This window comes from Bacteroides sp. 3_1_13, from assembly GCF_001185845.1.
Classification (GTDB): domain Bacteria; phylum Bacteroidota; class Bacteroidia; order Bacteroidales; family Bacteroidaceae; genus Bacteroides; species Bacteroides xylanisolvens.
The window spans coordinates 1196560-1221271 of record NZ_KQ236955.1 but is presented as its reverse complement, the minus strand read 5'-3'; the positions used below and the strand labels follow the sequence as shown (position 1 = coordinate 1221271).

General features: G+C 41.8%; 17 protein-coding genes. 7 read left to right on the top strand and 10 right to left on the bottom strand.

All coding sequences use genetic code 11. From position 1 onward, the window contains the following. Positions 1-17: 17 nt before the first annotated feature. Positions 18-1823 carry a transglutaminase domain-containing protein gene (locus HMPREF9009_RS04470; RefSeq protein ID WP_008023890.1) on the bottom strand — a complete coding sequence of 602 codons (1806 nt, stop codon included), beginning with the start codon at positions 1821-1823 and terminating at the stop codon, positions 18-20. Between the two features lie 465 nt (positions 1824-2288). Further along, positions 2289-3572, bottom strand: a complete 1284-nt coding sequence (locus tag HMPREF9009_RS04465; RefSeq protein WP_008023889.1) for a DUF2851 family protein — start codon at positions 3570-3572, stop codon at positions 2289-2291. An 83-nt stretch (positions 3573-3655) separates the two neighbouring features. Between HMPREF9009_RS04465 and dapB the strand changes: the two genes are divergently transcribed. From dapB to HMPREF9009_RS04435, 6 genes are all read left to right on the top strand, one after another. After that, a complete protein-coding gene (dapB, locus tag HMPREF9009_RS04460) occupies positions 3656-4420 on the top strand; it encodes a 4-hydroxy-tetrahydrodipicolinate reductase (RefSeq protein ID WP_004324268.1) in 765 nt (254 codons plus the stop codon). 35 nt (positions 4421-4455) lie between these two features. Continuing rightward, positions 4456-5940 (top strand): signal peptidase I, encoded by a 1485-nt coding sequence (lepB, locus tag HMPREF9009_RS04455; RefSeq protein WP_008023887.1) that lies wholly within the window; start codon positions 4456-4458, stop codon positions 5938-5940. Between the two features lie 42 nt (positions 5941-5982). Further along, positions 5983-6924, top strand: coding sequence for a signal peptidase I (lepB, locus tag HMPREF9009_RS04450; RefSeq protein WP_049701562.1), 942 nt, complete (start codon positions 5983-5985; stop codon positions 6922-6924). An 80-nt stretch (positions 6925-7004) separates the two neighbouring features. After that, a complete protein-coding gene (locus HMPREF9009_RS04445; RefSeq protein ID WP_049701561.1) occupies positions 7005-7643 on the top strand; it encodes a WbqC family protein in 639 nt (212 codons plus the stop codon). A gap of 138 nt (positions 7644-7781) precedes the next feature. Then, entirely contained in the window at positions 7782-7988 is a 207-nt protein-coding gene (locus HMPREF9009_RS04440; protein WP_008023884.1) for a hypothetical protein, read from the top strand. Continuing rightward, positions 7985-8386, top strand: coding sequence for a putative toxin-antitoxin system toxin component, PIN family (locus tag HMPREF9009_RS04435; protein WP_008023883.1), 402 nt, complete (start codon positions 7985-7987; stop codon positions 8384-8386). Before HMPREF9009_RS04440 ends, HMPREF9009_RS04435 begins: the two co-directional genes overlap by 4 nt. Before the next feature lie 165 nt (positions 8387-8551). Here the strand turns inward: HMPREF9009_RS04435 and HMPREF9009_RS04430 are convergent, their stop codons facing one another. The 7 genes from HMPREF9009_RS04430 to HMPREF9009_RS04395 form a co-directional block, all read right to left on the bottom strand. Then, positions 8552-9040: a hypothetical protein gene (locus HMPREF9009_RS04430; protein WP_008023881.1), complete on the bottom strand. Its 489-nt coding sequence runs from the start codon at positions 9038-9040 to the stop codon at positions 8552-8554. A gap of 1272 nt (positions 9041-10312) precedes the next feature. Then, positions 10313-12559, bottom strand: a complete 2247-nt coding sequence (locus HMPREF9009_RS04420) for a glycoside hydrolase family 3 C-terminal domain-containing protein (protein ID WP_049701559.1) — start codon at positions 12557-12559, stop codon at positions 10313-10315. Positions 12560-12750: 191 nt separating this feature from the next. Beyond that, positions 12751-14748: a DUF5125 domain-containing protein gene (locus HMPREF9009_RS04415; protein ID WP_049701558.1), complete on the bottom strand. Its 1998-nt coding sequence runs from the start codon at positions 14746-14748 to the stop codon at positions 12751-12753. Between the two features lie 22 nt (positions 14749-14770). Next, entirely contained in the window at positions 14771-16261 is a 1491-nt protein-coding gene (locus tag HMPREF9009_RS04410; RefSeq protein ID WP_008023876.1) for a glycoside hydrolase family 30 protein, read from the bottom strand. Between the two features lie 30 nt (positions 16262-16291). Continuing rightward, positions 16292-17827 carry a RagB/SusD family nutrient uptake outer membrane protein gene (locus HMPREF9009_RS04405; RefSeq protein WP_008023874.1) on the bottom strand — a complete coding sequence of 512 codons (1536 nt, stop codon included), beginning with the start codon at positions 17825-17827 and terminating at the stop codon, positions 16292-16294. Further along, positions 17827-20832, bottom strand: a complete 3006-nt coding sequence (locus tag HMPREF9009_RS04400) for a SusC/RagA family TonB-linked outer membrane protein (RefSeq protein WP_049701557.1) — start codon at positions 20830-20832, stop codon at positions 17827-17829. Before HMPREF9009_RS04400 ends, HMPREF9009_RS04405 begins: the two co-directional genes overlap by 1 nt. A 210-nt stretch (positions 20833-21042) precedes the next feature. Then, on the bottom strand, positions 21043-22686 hold the full coding sequence (locus HMPREF9009_RS04395) for a DUF6377 domain-containing protein (protein ID WP_049701556.1): 1644 nt from the start codon (positions 22684-22686) through the stop codon (positions 21043-21045). Positions 22687-22949: 263 nt separating this feature from the next. On the opposite strand from HMPREF9009_RS04395, the gene HMPREF9009_RS04390 reads away from it, so the two are divergent. Then, positions 22950-23738, top strand: a complete 789-nt coding sequence (locus HMPREF9009_RS04390; protein WP_049701555.1) for an aspartate dehydrogenase domain-containing protein — start codon at positions 22950-22952, stop codon at positions 23736-23738. Here HMPREF9009_RS04390 and HMPREF9009_RS04385 read toward each other — a convergent pair. Further along, positions 23721-24605, bottom strand: coding sequence for an NAD(P)-dependent oxidoreductase (locus HMPREF9009_RS04385; RefSeq protein WP_049701554.1), 885 nt, complete (start codon positions 24603-24605; stop codon positions 23721-23723). The genes HMPREF9009_RS04390 and HMPREF9009_RS04385 overlap by 18 nt on opposite strands. Positions 24606-24712: the final 107 nt, after the last annotated feature.

Here is a 24712-nt window from a genome sequence, read left to right as displayed (position 1 = left end):
GTTTGTATATTTTCATTCTACCACCATATCTGTCGCCCGTTTTCATATGTAAATGGTCGTTCTTCTCTACCTTTAGTCAAGTTACGAAGCCATAATAAAGCTTTTTGAGGAACATTCCTATAAACAGCACTATCTCCATCAGGCTTTTTTACTCCTAAACTATTCCATTGTTCATCCCAATAAAAAAGTTCGTATATATCTGTGGGAACTATAGAGTTATCATCGTTACGGGGAGCAAACCCTATTGCATCAATGTTTACCCCTCCATTTAAATCTCCGCCAATCCACATATCGACCCCTCCATTGATTTGATAATAGGTAAGTATTTTTTCATCAAAGACATTTCCCATATTATTATCTTTTCGGATAGCCTCACATGATATTGGATGAAACAGTAAAGGCTTTCCATTTGACTGATATAAAGAAAATTCTGCAATACTGAATATTCCCTTTGGTTTCCTATATCGAATATACCGATATTTTTTGCCCGTTGATATATACACTTTTTGCATTTGGCTCTTTGGAGTCTCTGTTATTTTGTATATTTCTTCTGCATCTGAGAAATCTGCATGGTTGGCTCCTTCAAATATACCACCAACCATATCACGGGCAAATCTTATAATTCTTTTATTTAATGGGTACTTGCGATTCAATATAACTGTTTCTTTATGAAGAGTATCTGGATGTAATGAATAAATATTGTTATCCGAAACTATTATAGGATCTGATAGAGGAATTATGTCACCATTAATGTAACTGGAAGGCAAATACAAAATACCGTTTCCTAGATCTAATGCTTCTTCAGATTCTTTCTCACCATTTTGAGTTCCAGTACCTATATCGTAAAAGTTATCATCGGCACTAATAGCGATTGGAATCCATGAATTAGGAGAAAAAACAGATAAATAAATTGGTTCTTTTCTTCTAGGACAGGGAATAGGAATAGTTCTGAAACCTATTTTATGCATTTTCGTTACATCAAGCACATCGCAATTCGCAAACAATTCAGGATATATTTTTTGATAACGGTCAAAAGTTTCCGCAGGAGTTATAGTATAAATTTTTCGATATATTTTAGGCATCTTACGAATAGGTAATGCATTATTTTCGTTTCCATTATCATTTTGAAAGGATACAATCTTATCATCGGGCAATATCATTGAAGCAAAAGAATGTCCATTATTGCTACTACCCCAATAGGGGATTAATTCAAACGCAGCAGGAATGCCTACTGAGCGCAAAGCCATTACAACCAATGTACTTCTATCATCACATTTACCACACCCTGACTGGATAATAGAAGTATAAGTCTTCAATGTATCTTTATAAAAATCTGGCGATAACTCTATTCTAATTTGCGCATTTATGTTTTGTGCAGTCTTAACAATATCATCGCTATTTCCACCTTTCAGCCACCTCACACAGTCCCATTTCCAATAGTACTGTAATGGTTCATTTGCAACTCGGTAAGGTAGAATGTATTCACAAAACTGCTCAAATGTATATTTCTTTAAATAAGGACTTTTTTCTTTTAACAAGAAAGAATATTCCAATGACTGTATGAGAGAGTCTGCTTTTACAATATCTATATCGTATATTTTCTCTCCTTCTCTATTAAGAGAATATTTATTAGGTATATTTTCTATTATAAAACAAGCTGCTTTATACTTATCCCTATTATTCTTTGTTTTGTAATAGTCTAAGAAATGAGTTAGTTCTGATTTATTTGCAGACTGATTGGCTACTATCCAAGCAATCCTCTCACTTGAAGAAGTACAACTCAATAAGAGAAAAACTAGAATTATTGCAAAAAATGTTTTCATAATATTGTTCTTTCTATAAAATGTTTTGTTTATTGCGTAATACAAAGATGGTGATAAAATGAAAAAGTATACGTCTAAAAAATACATTAATAGGATAAAATCATCCATTTTTACTAATTACATCTTTTCTCAGGGCTACATTATATCTCTTTAATTTATATGTTCTATTAGCCCTAAAATCGACACAATTTATATGAAATATTAAGTATCACAGCGGAATTATTGAAAGTTTATAAAGATTGTTTAGTCAATGTCTACACATAACTATGCCCTCATCCGATATACAAAAAAGATTCACAGTTGCACATTCATTACAATATGATTTGCAACACTAAAATTATGGATAGTACTACAACTAAGGATTCTCAAAGAAAGAAAGAAATAGTGTAAACCATGATATTCCCTGCCCAGTGACAAGCTACCTGCATCTAAAAAACGTCTATAAAGCCCAAAAGAAATAATTGATTACTTTTTCCTCAAATATTCATAACCGAAGCGACAGTACAGACACTTGCGTTTATCACAATACTCTTTTTGCAACTGTATCAACGCCTGACTATCCGCCGCACTGACAACCGGAAGCCCGGCATCACTCCACGAACGAATAATATGATTACTCTCCGCCTTCAATTCTTCCAGAAAACGTCCGACACGTTCACACATTCGTTCATCTGCCTTATGCAAGCCGTATGTATAAAGAAAAGGAACCACTGTATTTATGATTATCAAATCCTTGGAACGCTCTCCCATCGCCTTCTCCTTTTGTGAAGAAAGTCGTCCGAATAAATAATGATTTTCCCAATAAGGAGACGTACGGGCATCCAGCAAGGTTCTCACATCCGCCAGAGTTTCCGCTTCCAGCAAACGTGAAAACAACTTATCCCCTTTCTGATAGAGATAAGCCAACTGCGCCAGACGAATATGCGGAAAGTTTTCCGGACGAAGCCGTAGAAAACGCCATAACGTAGCGTCCATCCCCTGCCCGATTTCAAACTTCCGCTGCAAATAACGAAACTCCTTGCAAAGACGGAGACTATACTCGTCTTCCTGTTCTTTTTTCAGAAACGTTTCTTCCAACAATCCAGCCAAACCATAGAAAAAAGCCTCTATCTGAAACAAATCATTCCGGTGCTTGTCCATCGCACGAAACGGTAATAATCCCGCCCACGTTTCAAAAGCATCTCCATTCAAGCCAAAACCGAAATTACGGGCAAGGGTGATAAAGAACGCATCTTCCCAATTACTGTTACAATGTTTGAGACGCTGTGTGATTAATTGCGCTTTCTGCTCCAAACGTTCCGTTTGCAAAGCGGTCAGCCAGGAATGAATCGTAAGTTTGGGAAGAGAGGCAAGGATGGAATAACAAGCCGGATAATGATCCGCGACACAAAGTTCGTGGTAATGCAATTGCACATTTTCCGGACAGGTAAGTAACAGTTGCGGTATCTGTTCACCGTTGGAACGGGTTATTTCCGTATCTGCTTCGCTTACTACATGAAGAATCACAGAATCGTATGTTTTGTCAGAATGATGTCCGTGGCGGAACCAGTCGGAAGAATGTGTATGTATTTCGATGTTTCCCACCCATAAGGCGCCGTCAATCTTTAGTTTCGCGTTGAAAAAGTCGGGACCGGCGTTGGGGTTTTGCAGACCGGGGTCAATCACTTCTACCGGTAAGCCGTTGGTGGTTTGCAGTACTTTCAGGGGAAATAATTTATGCTTCCACACGTAGTGGAGAAGATGTTCCATGTTAACAAGACGTTAATGTGCGCTGCAAATGTAATAAAAATCTTATCTTTGCGACTATTATTTTGAATATAAGTCAGAAAACAATGAAAATAGCACTGATCGGTTACGGAAAGATGGGCAAAGAGATAGAAAAGGTTGCCCGTAGTCGCGGACATGAAATCGTCTGCATCATTGACATCAATAATCAGGATGACTTCGAATCGGAAGCATTCAAATCGGCCGATGTGGCCATTGAGTTTACCAATCCGATGGTAGCTTACAGCAATTATATGAAAGCGTTCAAAGCCGGTGTGAAACTGGTATCGGGCAGTACCGGATGGATGGCCGAGCACGGCGAAGAAATCAAGAAGCTCTGCACGGAAGGGGGTAAAACACTCTTCTGGTCGTCCAACTTCAGCCTGGGAGTCAGCATCTTCTCCGCTCTCAACAAGTATCTGGCTAAAATCATGAATCAGTTCCCTGCATACGATGTCACCATGAGCGAGACACATCATATCCACAAGCTGGATGCCCCCAGCGGAACAGCCATTACACTGGCGGAAGGTATTCTGGAAAAGATAGACCGTAAAGACAAATGGGTGAAAGGAACTTTCCTTGCGCCGGACGGAACCATTAGCGGAACCAACGATTGTGCTCCTAACGAACTTCCTATCAGCTCGATCCGTGAGGGTGAAGTTTTCGGACTTCATACCATCCGTTATGAGTCCGATGTAGACACCATTTCTATCACCCACGATGCCAAGAGCCGCGGTGGGTTTGTATTGGGAGCCGTATTGGCAGCCGAATATACTGCCACACACGAAGGTTTTTTGGGTATGAGTGATTTATTCCCGTTCTTAAATGACTAAAATATCAGAAGCTAGTTCTAAACAAATATAACATTATGAGACAAGCCACACGCGCACAATGGATCAAATGTGCCACTGCTATTCTACTTTACCTCATCTTCCTTATCTGGGTACGGAGTTGGTGGGGATTAATTGTTGTTCCTTTCATTTTCGATATTTATATCACAAAGAAAATTCCCTGGTCTTTTTGGAAGAAGTCGAAGAATCCGGCTGTCCGCAGTGTCATGAGCTGGGTAGACGCCATCGTGTTTGCGTTGGTTGCTGTCTACTTCGTCAATATCTACATCTTCCAGAATTATCAGATTCCTTCTTCTTCGCTGGAAAAATCATTGCTGGTGGGCGACTTCCTGTATGTGAGCAAGATGAGTTACGGTCCCCGCGTACCGAACACTCCCCTTTCCATGCCGTTGGCGCAGCATACACTACCTGTCTTCAATACTAAATCATATATCGAGTGGCCACAATGGAAGTACAAACGGGTACCGGGCTTCGGCAAAGTGAAACTGAATGACATTGTTGTTTTCAATTTCCCCGCAGGAGATACGGTAGCAGTGAACTACCAACAGACAACGGACTTCTATACGCTGGCTTACGGCGAGGGACAACGTATCTATTCCAAACAGATTGAAATGGATAGTCTGACACGCGCCCAGCAACGTGCCATCTATGATTTGTACTATGCTGCCGGACGTAAACAGATAATGAACAACCCGCGCACTTACGGTGAAGTCCTCTGGCGTCCGGTAGACCGTCGCGAGAATTATGTGAAGCGTTGTGTCGGCCTGCCCGGTGATACCCTTCAGATTGTAGACGGACAGGTTATGATTGACGGTAAAGCGATTGAGAACCCCGAAAACCTGCAATTCAACTATTTCGTACAGACCACTGGTCCGTACATTCCCGAAGATATGCTTCGTGAACTGGGTATCAGCAAGGACGACACCATGCTGATAGAAGACTCCGGCTGGGAAAGCGGACTGCTGGAAATGGGACTGGACAGCCGGAATGCACAAGGCAAACTGAATCCGGTATATCATTTCCCGCTAACCAAGAAGATGTATGAAACGCTTTTGGGCAACAAAAAGCTAATCAGCAAAATAGTAATGGAACCCGAAGATTATGCCGGACAGATGTATCCGCTCAATCTTTATACCAAATGGAACCGCAACAATTACGGTCCGATCTGGATTCCTGCCAAAGGAGCTACCATTACCCTCACAGAAGACAACCTGCCTATCTATGAGCGTTGCATCGTAGCCTACGAAGGCAATAAGCTGGAAGTGAAACCGGACGGTATCTACATCAACGGTGAAAAGACCAACGAGTATACCTTCAAAATGGATTATTACTGGATGATGGGTGACAACCGTCACAACTCTGCCGACTCCCGTTATTGGGGTTTTGTACCCGAAGATCACGTAGTGGGCAAACCGATTGTTGTATGGCTATCGCTTGACAAAGACCGTGGATGGTTCGACGGCAAGATTCGCTGGAACCGCCTCTTCAAGTGGGTAGACTGATAAGTGTACGGATAGAATAGAGTGATAAGGTGATAAAAGTTGATGAACATTCGTAAATTCAAATGGATACTAGCATTTGCCGGAGCAGTAGCCGTAGTGCTTCTGCTCCGGGGATTTGCTTTCACATCCTGCCTTATCCCTTCCACCGGCATGGAGAATTCCATTTTTCAGGGTGAACGTATCCTGGTCAACAAATGGAGTTACGGGCTGCGGGTTCCTTTCATGTCGCTTTTTTCTTATCACCGCTGGTGCGAGAGTCCTGTGCGTCGGCAAGACATCGTAGTATTCAATAATCCTGCCGGAATCCGGCAACCTGTCATCGACCGTCGGGAAATCTATATCAGCCGCTGTCTCGGAGTTCCGGGAGATACGTTATTGGTCGATTCTCTTTTCTCCGTTATTTCTCCGGAGGCACAGTTTAATCCGGATAAGAAAAGACTTTATTCGTATCCCGCTTCAAAAGAAAATCTGATTACGTCACTCATGCATACTCTTTCCATCACCAACGACGGATTGATGGGAAGTAATGACAGCACCCATGTGCGCAGTTTCAGCCGTTACGAATATTATCTGTTGGAACAGGCCATGAATGGGAAAGAGAGCTTCGTTCAACCTTTGTCAAACAAAGAAGATGCCGAACCAAATCCGCTGATTGTCCCCGGAAAAGGGAAATTTATCCGGGTCTATCCCTGGAACATGACCTTGCTGCGGAATACCCTCGTGATGCACGAAGGCAAACAGGCAGAAATAAAGAACGACACTCTCTACGTGGACGGAAAACCCACACAACACTGTTATTTCACCAAAGATTACTATTGGATGGGGTCTAACAATACCGTCAACTTCTCCGATTCACGGCTCTTCGGATTTGTCCCGCAAGACCATATCATCGGAAAAGCCTCCATTATTTGGTTCTCTAAAGAAAAAGAAACAGGGGTGTTTGACGGATATCGATGGAACCGTTTCTTCAGAACAGTGAAATAATCTTCCGGATCATAAAAGAAACAACCCCTTCATAATATCTCATAATATCCTTAATAACAGAGCCTCCTAAACGAATTAAAATGAAAGAAATGAACATCGCTTATTTATCTTCAGCCTATCTCGCTCCCGTTGAATATTATACCAAACTACTGGCTTATGACAAGGTATTTGTAGAACAATACGACCACTATATAAAACAAACCTACCGCAACCGGTGCACCATTGCCGGCCCATCGGGTGAGTTAGCTCTTTCCATCCCAACCGTAAAGCCCGATACATTGAAGTGCCCAATGAAGGATATCCGCATCTCCGACCACGGCAATTGGAGACATCTACATTGGAACGCCATCGAATCGGCCTACAACAATACTCCTTTCTTTGAGTACTACAAGGACGACTTCCGCCCCTTCTATGAAAAGAAATACGAGTTTTTAATCGATTTCAACGAAGAACTCTGCCGGATGGTCTGTGAACTGATTGATATTCACCCCACCATTGAGCGCACTTCCGAATATAAGATGGAGTTTGCTCCCGGAGAATCCGATTTTCGGGAAGTAATTCATCCGAAAAAGGATTTCAGGGAAGTGGATACAGAGTTTGTTCCGCAACCTTACTATCAGGTTTTCGAGTCCAAACTGGGTTTCCTGCCTAATTTGAGTATCATAGACCTGTTGTTCAATATGGGACCGGAAAGTCTGTTGGTACTGGGCAAGCGATAACCTCACATTGTTTGTGCCCAGTATGTTATCCTTCATTTTTGCTAAAGTGAAATAAAGATATGATAAATGATTTGAGAAACAAGAGAACTTTCTTATCTTTGTATTCGTTAGATACTTAATAATGAAAGGGAAATAGTTATGGATACAACTATGAATCAAGGTATTTTCTTGAGTATACCAAAGTCTGATATAAAATTCTTCAAAGAGCTTGCAAAGAAAATGGGTTGGGACATTGATATCAGAGAAGACTTTTTAAAAGACTATATAGCATCACGTCCAAAAAGAGTGAATCTTTCTGAAGAAGAAATTCTTGCAGAATTAAATGCTATAAGATACGAGAAATGAGAATAATTATTGATACAAATCTATGGATTTCATTCATGCTAGGACGCAAGATTGCGACTATGCGCACATTACTTACCCATCCCTCGTTAGAAATATATGTATGCCGTGAGCTGCTAGATGAATTCTATGATGTTTCTTCGCGGGAGAAAATACGAAAATATATTCGTCCGGAAGATCTAGACGATACACTTAAACTTATCCATTTATACGGAAAATATGTCGTCATCCAAACAAAAAGCAAATCAGAGATTAGAGACAAAAAAGATCTTTATTTACTCTCTCTAGCCGATACGATCAAAGCTAACTACATTGTTACTGGAGACAAAGATTTATTAGTCCTAGAAAAACATAACCGGACAAAAATTGTAACTATAACAGAGTTCATGAAGTTATTGTAGCCCTCCCATCTGGAGGAAGATGTTTACCGCTTCAAACTGTCATTATCTATAAATATTTCTATCATTGACAAAATGATTAGGGTTTAGCGATAGCGTCACATGTGATGTATCTCATATCATACTCTCAACTAAACCATAATCACTAAATGAGCTCTATAAAGCTGTTTATACCGCTACTTCTTCACGATTCTTTTCTTCATTAGATTCTGCCACATCCAACCGATTCAATAAGTATCGTACATTCTGAAGATGTATATTGTTATTCCGATCCATTTTCTTAAACTGCCAACTGTTTTTAGTGGTATTCAGTATACAATTCATTAACGTTCCCACTGCATCGGCACTCTGGAAACGATTGGTATTGGAGATTTGCGTATTCATCATGTGCGCGCCGAATCCTCTAATCACCTCTTTCACACTTATCGACTTATAAGTACGGATGGCTTCAAAGGCCGCCACATTACTATAAAGCGTATTAGCTAAATCCTCCAGTCTCTTTCGATCTGTTCGTTCCACTAGATAGCTTTCAGGATTCATAAAACAATTGAGGGTCAGATAAAAAGACATCATTTCATCATCGGATGAAAAGATAGCGTGCATGAGTTGCGTCGCGTCCCCCGGACGGGCCTCCTGGTTGCTTAAAACTTCTTCCATAAGAATTTTAATTAAATGGTGAATAAATTAAGTTTAATGGGGCGATACAGAAAGGTAGTTTTAAGGAATAAAAGAAGCGGTTCCGCCTGTCCCATTGCATTCCACTATCCACGACAGCAGTAGGTGCACTAACATCCTACATGGGGGTACGAAACCGCCATATAGGATTAATGAGACGGACATAAAAAAGCCCGCCACACTGATACGGCAGGTTCTCCGCCGTGGTTTAAAATGGAATGCACTACAAAGATAGAATATAAAATCAGAAAAGAGAAAAGAAAATCAGTATTAATTGAAGTTTACAGCAATAAGCTTAAGACAGAACTTTCTAAAGCCTACTTACAACTATAAGATTCATTTTGAAGGTTCACCGGTTTCACCTTTAGCTGAATGACTATAAATCAAAATCTTATGGTGAAAGAGGATGCAAAATACAGAAAGAACCATCCTTCACCTCCTTCACAAAGATAAAAAGCCGAGGGATAAATGACAAGATAGCACTGTGGAAATGCTTACATCATATAAATTAATGAGTGTATACATCCAATTTGTTGGGTATATATATCCAATGTATTGGGCATATATATCCTACACGTTGGATATATATATCCTGCGTCTTGGGTATATACATCCAACAACTCAAGTATTAATAACCTAGATACAAAGTATTAATAGCCTATAACTCAAGTATTAATACTTAAAACAACGGCACAGTACCTTTCACATCTCTGGATGCACTACCGATGACTGCCTCAAACTCGTAGACCATTGAGCAAGATTTATAAAGCTATTTCGCAATTAGTTTCAACCCTATTTGAAACACTTCGTTTCCCTGCTTGAAACACTTTGTTTCAAGCAGGGAAACGAAGTGTTTCGCACCGAGAAACGGATTGTTTCAAGCCTTGAAACAATTCTTGAAACTAATCGCTACTGGTGAAGAGATAGTGAAGTTGTTGCCCTTCACCCGTAAACTCCTTATTCATCGAGGAAACAGAGAAAAGGTGAAAGGGGAGTTGAAAAGGTGGGAAATAAATATCCAGTGGAAAAAATTATTCGATTCTGTACGGAACAGGCAAATCGTCCACATTTTGTGGACAAATTCGATTTTATCCTTTTCTCATCGAACTTAAAGCTACTTTTTCCTATATGGGAAGATAATACAAATTAAGGGTGAATGGTAGTAAGTTCTATCCTGACTATAAACAAAGAAGGCGGCTCCTGTACCCGGAACCGCCTTCATCTCCTAAAAAAGATCTCTAACCAAACATCTACCTATTTCAACTCAAATGGTACAATACCTTTAATATCTCTGGATGAACTACCGATGATTGCCTCAAACTTGCCCGGTTCGGCCACCCATTCGTGTTTGGCATCATCAAAGAAGCTCAATGCTTTCTTATCAATCGTCAGCGTTACCGCTTTCTCTTCTCCCGGAGCCAGTTTCACTTTTTGGAAACCTTTCAACTCTTTTACCGGACGAGGGAGAGAGGATTTCTTATCACTGATATAAAGCTGAACAACCTCCTGACCTTCACGAGTGCCTGTATTCTTCACATTGACTGTGAAAGAAATGGTATCATCTGCTGTCATTGTCTTCTTGTCGGCCGAAGGTTTTCCATAGGCAAAAGTAGTGTAGCTCAATCCGTGTCCGAACGGGAACAACGGTTTGATTTTCTCTTTATCCGCCCAGCGATAACCTACGAAAATATCTTCCCGATAGATTTCATTAATGGTGTCTCCTCTATGTTTAGACTGTGCCAGTTCTTCTTTATTACCCGGATATTCTCCCAGTTTATGAGCACCTACATCTTCCAGTTTTGCAGGGAAAGTGAAAGGAAGTTTTCCTGAAGGATTAGCGTCTCCCACCAATACGGAAGCAAGAGCTGTTCCGGCTTCCGAACCCAGGAACCAACCTTGAACAATAGCAGGCACTTCATTCACCCAAGGCATAGCCACTGCATTGCCGGAGATATTGACAACAATCAGGTTTTTATTCACCTTTGCCAGTTCGCTTATCACTCTATCCTGCGCGTAAGGCAAACCTAAAGAAGCACGGTCCGAATCTTCACAATCCTGATGATTGCTCTTGTTCAAGCCACCGAAGAAGATAACATAGTCGGCATCTTTAGCCACTTGCAAAGCCTCAGCGAGCAGTTCATCTTCCGAACGGTTGTCCTTTAAATCCTGACCGGTTTTCACACCGTTATACTCTCCTGTCGGATCGCCTACATACCCACGGGCATATACCACTTCCGCTTTTGAGCCCACACGGCTTTTCAGTCCATCCAACGGAGAAATCTCATATTTCACTTTCAAAGAAGAACTACCACCGCCCACAGTCATCATCTTTATCGCATTTTCACCGATCACTGCTATTTTCTTCGCTTTATTCAAATCAATAGGCAATACGTTACCGTTGTTCTGCAACAATACAATTCCTTCTTCAGCTATCTCACGTCCGGCTTGTCCATGTTCGGGGGAGCCTAAAGAGCCGAACGGTTTGTGCGGATCCATTGAAGTACGGAATATCAGACGAAGGACATTGCTAACCTTTTCGTCCAGTTCCTTTGTTCCTACTTTACCCTCTTTTATCAGTTTCAGGTAAGGGAAAGCAAGATAGTAATTATCATACGCATTTCTCGTTCCGGCAGACAGTCCGTTCGTCCAGGAACCAAATTCCAAGTCCATGCCGTTGTGAATAGCCTGTTCGGTGTTGTGCACACCACCCCAGTCGGACACTACAACACCATCAAAGCCCCATTCATCACGAAGAATATCTTTAAGCAGACGCTTGTTGTGACAAGCGTGCTGTCCCTGATAAAGATTATAAGAGCCCATAATCGACCATGTTCCACCTTCCTGAACAGCCGCTTTAAAAGCAGGCAGGTATATTTCATAAAGAGCACGATCACTCAATTGCACATTGGTGGTATGACGGTTGAACTCCTGATTGTTCAATGCATAATGCTTCACACAGGCAGCTACCCCGTTCTCTTGTACACCTTTGATGTAAGGAACTACCATAGTGGCGGATAGATACGGGTCTTCTCCCATATACTCGAAGTTACGTCCGTTCAAGGGAGTACGGTAGATATTCACACCGGGACCCAACAAGATGTCTTTCTTGCGATAACGCGCCTCTTCACCGATACTTTTCCCATAAAGATGCGACATTTCGGGATTCCATGTAGCAGCAAGACACGTCAGTGCCGGATAGGCAATACAGGAGTCGTTTGTCCATCCCGCCTGATCCCATTCATCCCACAACACTTCCGGACGGATACCGTGAGGACCGTCGGTAGCCCATACTTCGGGGATTCCGAGGCGGGGAACGCCTGCCGAACTAAATTTAGACTGCGCATGAATCATCTTCACCTTTTCTTCAAGGGTCATCCGGTTCAATGCATCTTTCACTCGCTCTTCGATAGGCTTACCAGTATCCAGATACACGGGCTTCTGCGCAAAGGCAGACAACGCAGTCATCACAGACAAGCCAAGTAACATTGTTTTGAGTTTCATGTTTATTGATGATATAAGAAATGAGTTAATACTTTATTTATATAGACTCCCAAACAGGGGATATTTCCTAGTGCCGGACGGGTTTATTAATGTTTTTTACATTATTCCGACCAAAGATGAATCCTGAAAGGGTACAATTCATCATACCCTTTCAGGATAGGTTCAATAAAAATCCGGCATCAATCTTCAGATCAATTTATTTTCTCAACCTTCAAATCAGCATTTGCATTACCATTCGTTACATCAATGGTAAATCGATAGACAGCTCCTTCTTCAAATGCTTTATTATCCTGCATTTCCAAATTTCCGGAATCTGCAAGTTTAAGCTGTTCCACTAAAATAGAGTTTGCATAATTGCCGAATTCTCCTCCCCAATCATTTTGATGGAAGAACTTAAAACTAATCACTTCCGGGTCACCACTAGTCTTCAACGTTTCCCCGGCTTTCAAGGTTAGCTGATACTTTTTAGGAGCAACTTGCGCCAGACAGAGCGCTTTACCTGGCTCCCAACCTACTTCGGAAGACGCAACAGAAGGCTTACCGATTCCTTTCCCGATAGCCCAGATTGCACCCGTTCCGTCATCTTGCAATTTGGCCGGTTTACCATCTTTCAAAGCCATTACAGAAAAATACTTCAAAACAGCATTAGCTGTCACCCGATAATCTCCGTTAATCGGCAGGAACTTCAATGCACCATCACTTTGTTTCTCAAAGAAATCAGGATCGATCCACCATTCATTCAAATTATCAATGCCCGTGACAGTTATCATTTGTCCTTGTGTAAACGCCTGATCCGACTTATATATATCAGTATCTGTCACCTCCATCTTATCATTACCAAAGAAAATATCCGGTGCAGGTAAATCTACCTTCCCTACTTTCTCCACTGTCAACACAGCCTTGGTATTGCCTTTCGTCACATCAACTGTAAACCTGTAAATACCTCCTCTTTCGAACTTCTGACCTTCTTCCAGTCCCAAGTTTCCGTCCGATGAGATTTTAACCAATTCACTCGTTGTAGAAATAGCATCACCCTTAAACTCGCCGTTGTCCCATTTATTGATATGGAAGAACTTAAAGTTAATATCATCCACTTTCATGGTAACGCCAGCTATAAATGTCAGTTGATACTTCTTCGCAGTAAGCTGTGGCATACACAGACCGTTTTCCGGAGTCCACCCTACTTCAGAAAGTGCCACCGACGGTTTACCGATTCCTGTTCCAATAGCCCAGATAGCACCTGTTCCATCATCCTGCAACTTGGCAGCCTCACCATTCTTCAAAGCAATGACAGAGAAATACTTCATTTTACCATTGGCTGTTATTTGGTAACTTCCGTCAATCGGCAGGAATTTCAATGTTCCATCTTCCTGCTTTTCAAAATAATCCTGGTCTATCCACCAATTATCATAATCAGGCACCCCTTCAAACGCTAGAATGTCATTTTTCTTCAAAGTCAACTTGATTGCATAAATATCATTCTCTACCAATTCCATATCTTCACCGTTCACCTTTAACTTGGCAAATGGTTCTGCCTCGTAAGTCAACGTATTAAACTTGATAGCATAATTTCCCGGTTCCGTATTAGAAAATGAGATAGCATTAGTAGAACCGGCTTCAATCGTTCCATTCTCCCAGCCGAAGGTCAATTCGTTCCCATTCTCTCCCACTTTCGGAGTCTTGATATACGCTTTCATCTTTTGCGAGAAGTCTCCTGTCACACTATACTTGTACATGGATTGACGTTCCATCCGGTACTCTTTTCCTTCCTCATCCACTAATGTCAGATAGGGGAAGTCCGGTCGTGCCAGAGCGAGTTCTTTCGTCATTTCTGTGGTAGTAAAATGAATGTTCTGAAGAATATATTTCAAAGTTGCCTTTCCATTAGGAATATTAGCATAATAAGGAACAAAGATTTTACCAGTATAGTCATTTCCGCTTGTCTTTGTACGGATGACCGTTTCAGACACTTGTTCTTCTCCATAAAAAAGCTGTGCTTTCAACGTAGAAAGAGGCACATCCACATCCGAGGCTTTAATCGTAAACGGAAGACTGTCACCAAAAAGAGCATCTGCATTCTCTGCTTTGATTTCCATACTCGGATTACCGGGCAAGAATTCGTCATCATTACAGGAATTCATGGATAACATTCCTGCCAAAGCCAATATAATATAACTGTTTTTTTTCATTGTCTTGATCGTTTTAAAGTTCTTATTCCGACTTTGCCCAACGATAGGAAGTCACAGATTTGCCCGGAACATCATAAGCAAAATGACGCTTACCATCACTTAAGGTTATCTTTTTAGTCTTTTCATTATTATTCATCAGTACAAAAGCGTACGTTCCATCCGGATTCTCGAAAGCAGAATACATGATATTGCTATCAGCATAGCCGGATGCACCGATACGTACCGCTCCCGGTTTCACCACACTTGAGAGATGGGCGATGATATAATAATGTGAGTTGCGGATAATTGTCTTATAGTCGCTATTACTGATATCCACCGCTCCGTAGCAAGTCTGGCAACCGCCTTCACGGTTAGGAGCACGGTCATTATCAAGCATCAGGTTCCACACTATAACTCCCCTACACCAGTTGTTGATCGTACCCAATGCTACTTCTTTCATATCTTCCAGCAATCGTTTCGACAAATCACGTCCGCTATTCCATGTTCCGATAGAAGTCTCCGTGAAAAGAAGTTCCTTTTCAGGATAAGCTTTATGTATATTTAAAAGCTCTTCGCGATTCCCGCCATAGTTGTGATAAGCAGCTCCGGCCAGGTATTGGGAAGCAGCTGCGTCTTCATACATCTTACCGGGGTAGTTCTTTTCCGTTGCAATATCACTATAATCATAGTTATGATCGTATGCATAAATTTTCGTAGCCAGTCCGGCTGTTTTGAATTTAGGTCCGAGTGCTGTTTTCACAAAGTCCCTCTGTTCTTCCCAACTCATATAAAGTGAAGCGGAATTACCACGGTTCAACGGTTCGTTCTGGGGAGTTACAGCATAAATATCAATGCCTTCGGCGTTGAAGGCTTGTACCCACTTCACAAAATAAGTGGCATAGTCCTGATAATAGGCTGGATTCAGCTGACCGTTTGTCCATGAATCCAGCGGAGTAAGATCTGTGAGACTCTTTACTTTCATCCATTTTGGACAAGTCCAAGGGGCGGCAATGACTTTAATAGAAGGATTGATGCTCAAAATCTCTTTCAGAATCGGAAGGATATAGTCTTTCTCTTCACTTTGCAAAGCAAAATGCTCAATACCTTTCGTATCACAGCAGGTATATTCGCTCAATGAAAAGTCCGAGCAGCCGATAGAGATACGGATATAGCTAAATCCGAAGCCTTTGTCGTCAGAGAATGTTTCCGTAAGGAAGGCGTGACGATCTTCCGGTTTCATTTGCAGAAGATTAAAACAAGTGGCGCCTGTGATAGCAGCTCCGAAGCCATCCATTGTCTGATATTGTTCAGTTGGGTTCAATGTGATTGAAGTAGGTGCCAAATTATCTTTCGAGCTGAAATTAACGGCATCACGGGTCAAATCGCGAGTCAGGCTGCTAGTGGTCGCATAAATAGTCACATCTCCGGTCGCAACAGGTGTAACCGGTTTCTCCGCATCGTCACTGTTGCTGCATGCAGCTAATATGGTGAAGCATCCTAAAAAGGTCAATGCTATATTTCTCATGTCTATCATAATCTTAAGTTTTCTATGTTTTTAGTTGAATTAATAACCCGGATTCTGGTGAATCTTATCATTCGCGTCGATTACCGACTGCGGAATTGGCAAACGATAAGAGTTCTTATCAAAAGTGTAAATCTGCGCTTTGCGACCTGAATCCTTAGCATACACTGCATTCATCACCTCTTCTACCTTGTCCAGACGGACCAGATCAAACCATCGTTGTCCCTCAAAAGCCAGTTCTAACCGACGTTCTTTAAGCAAAGCATTCAGCAGGACGTTTTTGTTTGAACGGACAGAGGTGGGAAGTGCTCCCAATTTGGCACGGTCGCGCACTTCATCTATTATATCGGCGGCTCCTTCCAAATCCGGCGTATCCTGCATAATCAGCGCTTCTGCTTTCAGCAACAGGACATCGGCATAACGATACTTGATGATACTGCTGTTGGCAGAGCGGCATTTATACATGAACGGATAATTATCAGACGGATAATAGTTGCTCCAATTACAATCGTAATAGACTATTGATTCTTTGAAACGGACTTCATCCCCTTCCTGTTTGAAAGCACTAATCAGGTCACGTGACGGAGTCACCCATTTCGCCCACGTGAAATTGTTATTCCAGTTCACGAGATCACGTCCGAACATCCATGTACACCAGTTACCTGCTCCGGATGTAAATTGTGCTTCAAGAATCGATTCTTTTGTATTGCGCATCTTTGCATCTGTTCCCGCAGCATTCATTCCAAACAAATCACTGAAATCATCTACCAGATCAAAACCGTCTGCTTTCACCTCATCACAATATTGGATAACTTTCGTATAATCACGCAAAGGTTTCTCGGCATATATTTTAGCCAATAAGGTACGAGCTACAGATTTGGAAAACAACGTTTTATTCCCCGGCGTATTGTCCGGAGCATACAATACTGCATCCAACAAATCCTTTTCAATCTGCTGATAAGCTTCAAGTTCCGTATTTTGTTTGGGGAAATATTGTGGATATACCTCATCAATGTTTTCAGAAGTAATATCATCAGCCACCGTTGTAATCACCGGAAAATCGCCCCACAGACGTACCATGTCGAACATTACCATGGCACGGAATATCTTCGCTTCTGCTTTGTATTGCGCCCGTTCGGCAGTAGTCAACGAATTATCTGTCACCAGGTCAATGTTACAAATGAGTTTATTGGCACGGGCCACATCCTCCAAATAACGGTTCCAGTCACGTTCCAACACAGAATTGGAACCTTCAATAGAGTTATTCTCAAACGGAACAACTTCCGCTCCGGTAGTACCGGCATAAGCATTATCCGAATGGGAGTCTGAAATCAAAAGTAAATCCACATACCAATGTTCCTGACGGTCACGCATTTGATTATAAAGTGTTGTCAGATGACTTTCAACTGCAGCTTTATCCTTGAATACGATTTTTGTACCATCACTTGTCACTCCTTCCGTCACATCCGAATAGGTGTCTAATGGCTCATAATTCAGCGAGCAGGAAGAAAGTCCCAATAGCAAGCCGGAGGTTAATCCGTAAAATATAGTTCTTAGTTTCATAATCTTTCCTTTCATTAGAATTCAACATTAATACCAAACACGTATGATCTGCAATGAGGGTAAGTACCCCAATCGATACCTTGTACCGTACCGCTGTTACCCCATTGGTTTACTTCCGGGTCCATTCCCGAATAGCTGGTCCATGTCAGCAGGTTAGTAGCCGTGAAGTAAGGTTGCAAACGGGTAATTCCCCATTTCTTCAATAGTTTACCTTTAACGTTGTAGGACAAGGAAACATCCTTCAATCTTAGATAACTGCCATCTTCTACAAAATAGGTAGAATTGAGCAATTTGAAATTAGCCTTAGGCACGTCTGTTATCTGTCCGGGTATTTTCCAACGATTCAATACACGGGCCGACTGATTCTTACCATCATACATACCTTCCGTTTCAATACGTGAAGCATTATAAATATCGTTTCCATAAGAACCTTGGATAAAGATACTCAAGTTAAAGCCTTTCCATGAAAAGGTATTAGTCATACCATAGGTGAAATCCGGATTCGGATCACCGATATAGGTACGGTCGGAAGATGATATTTTACCGTCATTGTTCAAATCACGATACATCAATTCACCGGTTTCAGGATCTACCCCATCACTTATATAACCGTAGAAACCTCCCAAAGCACGGCCCGGCTCATTACGTACCACATAGTCATTCACCACATCCGCAGTTTTAGCATCGTAATAAACTTTCTGTAATTCCAGTTTTGTCAATTTATTCCGGTTAAAAGAGATATTGAAGTCTGTATCCCATGTAAATGCTCCTCCACGAAGATTTTTCGAACTAATAGAAAGCTCAAAACCCTTATTTACCATTTCACCCTCGTTACGGGCAATAGACGTAGCGGCTGCGGCACCGGCAGGTAATGATACATTCATCAACATGTTTTTGGTCTTCTTATAATAATAGTCGGCATTAAACGTCAACCGTCCATTCAATATGGTCAGATCCAGACCTATATTGGTCTGTGTCGTGGTTTCCCATGTTAAATCAGATGTACGCAAGTTGGCCTGGCTAATGGTAGGAACAGCATTTGCATAATCAGTAGAATCACCTTCGCCGCCTTTCTTAAACCATTCGATACGACCGATATTGTAACGCTGCAAATATGCATAGTCACCAATACCCGACTGGTTACCGGTTTGTCCCCAGCCACCGCGCAATTTTAAATCGTCAATCCATGTCAGGTTCTCCATGAACTTTTCCGAAGAAATACGCCAGGCTGCAGAGAATGAAGGAAATACGCCCCAACGATGATCGGGATGCAATTTAGAAGAACCATCGGCACGAAGATTAGCCGTTACCAGGTATTTACTGTCGAAGTTATAAGCTACACGTCCGAAGAATGACATAATTCCCCATTGAGATGCACCTGTACCTGTATTATCCCAAGATATTTTATTGGCAGCATTCAATGTTTGAATCTGATCGCTACGATAGTGTGAACCGTTGATCCAGCTATTTGAATAGTCTGAATCCGTCCATGACGAACCGGCCATTACTTCCAAGCCATGTTTCTTGAAGTTTTTATTATAAGTCAATACATTATCAAATGTCAGCACTGTGTTCATATTCCGATTGTCCGAAGCCTCACCATACTGATTGCGGCCCCAAGCAGTAGAAATCGGATCAAGAAAAGTGGTATTAACGGCGTTGCGACGGTCAAGAGTAAGAGTAGATTTAAACTTCAGTTCCGGAAATGGAGTCAGCAATATATTACCCGATGCCAACAAGCGGTTTTCTTTGTCTTTGTTATTTTTCGCGCGGGCCATATTTTCTAATGGATTGGTGATATTACCCACTCCATAGAAGTTATTGTAATACTGATTAGGGTTCAAAGCATCCCACACCGGCGCATAAGTCGGTGTATTGATAACAGCCAGAATAACACCACCCCGATTCGAGCCTGTTCCCATTGCTCCGCCTCCATTGCTTGTATAATCTGAATAAGAGATATTAGCACTTACTGTCAGCCATTTACGAACCTGATTTTCCAGATTTACCCGGAAATTGTAACGCTTGTAATAAGAGATGTCCAACACTCCCTGTTCTTTGAGGTAACCCGCAGAAAGGTAATATTTCATTTTCTCATTACCATTGGATACAGCTACCTGATAATTTTGAGTCTTTCCGGTCGTATACGTTTCATCAAACCAGTCGGTGCGATCGGGTAATCCGTCCGGCAAAGACACTAGTCCGATTTCATCCTGCAATTCTTTATATTGTGCTGCATTCAGGGATTCTACTTTATCGGCCACTTTGTTCAAACCGAACTGGGCTGTCAAAGAAACTTTGGCATTACCGGCTGCACCGGCCTTCGTAGTAATTAGAATGACTCCGTTAGCAGCACGCGAACCGTAGATAGATGCCGATGAAGCATCTTTCAATATCTGCATACTCTCAATATCATTCGGAGAAAGGAACTTGATATTGTCTACAGGCACTCCATCTACTACATACAACGGATCATTACTACCATTCATTGAAGTAGTACCACGAACACGGATAGACATTTCACCGCCCGGCGTACCGTTAGGCTGAATCACCGAGACACCGGCTGCCTTACCTTGAATGGCCTGTCCTGCCGAAACAATAGGCCGCATATCCAAATCCTTGGTAGATACGGAAGAGATAGCGGTAGTCACATCTTTCCGTTTCACCGAACCATAACCGATGACCACCACTTCATCAAGCACTTCATTATCTTCCTGAAGTGTGATCTTCATCTGGTGGGCTGCCTTTACCTCCTGCGACTTATAACCCACATAAGAGAATATCAAAATGGCGTTTTGCTTAACGTTTAATGTGAAGTTGCCATCTAAATCGGTAATTGCTCCGTTAGACGTACCTTTCTCTTGTACACTAACACCGATTAGCGGTTCTTTTTGAGCATCCAGGACCTGACCGGATGCAGTAATTTGCTGTGCGGATGCACTCAAAGATAAAAACATTGCCAAGATAGCAAAGAAAATCTTGCGACTCCCCGAAAGGATTTTTCGCCTGTTTTTTTTCATGCGTACTAAGTTTTAAAGTTAATAATAAGACGCTCGTCAGCAATGGGCTATTCTCATTACTTTCGAAGCACAGGTCAAAAGTATAAAGAAATTAAAGTGAGCTAACAAGGAGGGGGCAATAAGTGGATCACACAAAACGACAATCCACTCATTTTCATCTATTTACATTCAGAACATATACCTAAAAAAGTGGTTGATTTACAGTCCGAATTAGCGAATTTTTCGCACTAAATCGTCAAAATCCTCTCTCGATCCACGGGCTTTATTCCTTACTTTCGCCCGATAATTATAAATTGTATTCACTGAATAACGAAGAAACTCCGCAATTTGTGAACTATCTTCAATACCCAGACGTATCAAAGCAAAGATGCGCAGTTCAGTATTCAATAACTCGCCTTTCTTCGGTAAAATCTGTTCATTTTCCTGTAATAAGTCATTGAATTTTCCCACAAAGTTAGGGAAGAGATGCAAAAAGGCTGTATCAAAGTTAGCATACAATTCTTCCAGTTCTTCGTCAAGAGCATCTTGGGAACGCGTTATCTTTAATAACTCCGCAATTTGTCCGGCAGACACTTTCTTATTCACCATCCGCCGGTAAGCGTCTAAACGGTTGATATAAGTAGAACACAACTTGATGAAACGGGCAATATACTCTTCCTTGATCTGATTGGACTCCGAGAGTTCGATATTGGTGGAAGACAAGCAACTATTCATCTGCCTCAACTCCTCATTCAATCCGTTTAACTGCTTATTAGCTACCTGAAGATGATTTCTTGCATCTGCCAGCTTTTTCATCTGACGGTAGATATATCCCAAAGCTACAATCAACAACACCAACAGTGCAGTGATAAGCAGCAGGTTCTGTTGAAGACGGTCGTTCTGCTTTTCAATCATTGCCTGATAGGTTTTATCAATCAATGAAAGCACGTCAGCACTCTGCCAACTACGCAGACGGGCATTGTAGAACTTGGTCGCATTCCACGAAAAGCGCATATATTGGTACGCACGTTCCATATCACCATCTTCGTAAAGTAGCTGGGCAAGCATCCACAACGAAGCATGGTCCTTAATGGCAGAACGAATATCCGATATAGCAGAAAGACAAAGATTCCGTTTCTCTCCCAGACTATCATTACTGTACTTGTAAATCAAAGAACGATGATAAGTAGCCATCGCATATTGGGGAGTATATGGTTCTATTTTCGTCAACCGGAGATCATTCACTTTCAGGGCATCCTCATACTGGTGTTGATCGCGAAATGATGCTTCACGCATCAGCAGGTATTCTTCCGATTCCGGAGGCAATATAGCATATAATGAATCTCTATATGCCTGTGAAATACTCCAATAACGTCCCGAAAGGGTTTTATCCTGTGTATAAACGCCCAACTCGCCATACACATGGTCAAAGCAGGTGTAATAATCGGCTATTAAACGAGGAATGATTTTCCGACGGTCTACCGATTCCAGCACATCAAGAGACTCTTTATACATTCCAGTTGATGATAATAATAGCGAAAGCTGCAACTGACTTTCTATCTTCCGGTCCGTATCACGCAAGCGCTCTGCAATCCGGATATTTTCATTCAAATAGTGAATTGCAGAGTCGCAGATAAAGGCTTTATATTCTTTGTATATCTGACTGTTCAGATTGTACTGTTCCGCGGAATTAGGTTCTATTCCGTGTGTCAGTTCTTTAAGGTGCTTGATACGTGATTCACGTTGAGCGACATAAGTCTCATGTTCTTGAATCGTCAAATCAAGCACATTCAACAGTGAGTCCAAGGTCTTATCGGCCCAGGTATATAGTGGAAAAGAGAGAAGCAAAAGAAATATCAGGTACTTTTTTTTCATCGGAGTATTAAACTTTAATAGAAGATTACAAGACTAATAAAGACAAATGTAGAGAAAATCTTCGTAATCTGATTACAAATGGCTCATAAATTAAAGGAACAAACAGCCTATCTTAAAAGCTATATAGAGTATATGTTATATTATCATCAATAAAAACCAGCTTTACTCTATCAGACAATACCATTACTGGATACATACCTGATGAAAATAAATACCATATTACCAACCCAAGCTCTTACCAATAAAAGTATTATCTTTGTTGCATGAAAAAATTAGTCATTGTAGGATGTGGACGACTTGCAGGAATCGTTGCGGATGCAGTTGTCAAAGGCTTATTACCAGATTATGACTTGGTAGGTGTCTATTCGCGTACGGCTTCAAAAGCAGCGCACATCGTTCATAAAATGCAGCAACATGGCAAGCCTTGCATTGCTTGCGCCACATTGGAAGAGTTATTAGCATTAAAACCAGATTATTTGGTGGAATCGGCCTCTCCTGCCGCTATGCGGGAATTGGCTTTGCCAGCATTGAGAAACGGAACCTCTGTCATTACCTTGTCTATCGGTGCTTTGGCAGACGAGACATTCTATCAGGAAGTGGCAGAAACAGCCAAGGCAAATGGTACACGAATCTATATTGCATCCGGAGCTACCGGTGGATTCGATGTTTTAAGAACTGCCTCTCTGATGGGAAATACGACGGCTCGCTTCTTCAATGAAAAAGGTCCTAATGGACTCAAAGGGACTCCCGTTTATGATGATTCTTTGCAAACGGAGCAACGTACCGTTTTCTCCGGAAGTGCTGCGGAAGCTATTCGCCTCTTTCCAACCAAAGTGAATGTTACAGTTGCCGCCTCACGAGCTTCTGTCGGTCCGGAGAACATGCAGGTATCCATACAATCTACCCCCGGATTTGTGGGAGATACGCAAAAGGTAGAAATCAAAAATGACCAGGTGCATGCCGTAGTAGACATTTATAGCGCTACATCAGATATTGCAGGGTGGTCAGTAGTGAGCACCCTGATTAATATCGCATCACCCATTGTATTCTGACAGATTGGCCAATACTTTTGCGCTCAGGCGGTCAAACGCCTGACGCGTACGGCCAGTAGACACCTGCATACAACGTACATGCGGATGATTGAGCAGTTGCTCACTCCCCAATGCGCCTATCGTATCACAAAAGCAAAGGTTATCACCTTCCAGCCATTCAGTGAAAGCAGCCTCATCCCATGCCGGTGACAAACCGGTATTGAATAAGATCTTCCGGTTACCCATCTGCCTGAATTCCTCTTCATGCAGCAGAACCGTATTTTTATTAAGGCAACAGCAAATGACTTCACTCTCTGCAAGGAGTTTCTCCAACGGCAAAAAGCAATATCCTTTGGCAGTAGCCGCTTCTTTCTCACTGCGGGCATAATATGAAATATCAGCACCAAAGAACTTCAAAGCGTCCGCTATCATGCCGCCCGACTTACCCAATCCGACTATTCCGACTTTTAAGCCGGTGATCTCACGAGGTAACTCCTCCCACGATTCCTGCCCGAAGCCATGCAAACAGCGCACTAACTCACTGACTACATATTCTACCACTCCCTCATCACCATAGTCCCGGATACCTGTCACCGTGATACCCCGTTCATTGGCATAGCGAATATCGACATTCGCACTTTCGGGAGAATAGAGCGAGCAACACATTCCAATGTATTTCACATTCGGACAACATTCAAGTACATACCGGTTGATACGGGAGGTATAACTCAAAAGCACCGCATCGGCATCTCCGATACGGGCAATGATTTCATCATCATTTGCGGGTATATCAGTATACATCACCACCTGACCGGCAAATGAATACAACGTTTTTTCGGCCGACGAAACCAGACTGACCGGCTCTATAGCTACAAGTTTCTGAAACATCGTTTTCTTATTTTAGAAGTATTATAAAAACAAACATACACGGTTACCGGATTAGCAATCCAACATGGGCGCTAAGATACAAATTTCTAGCCATAATATCATTTAAT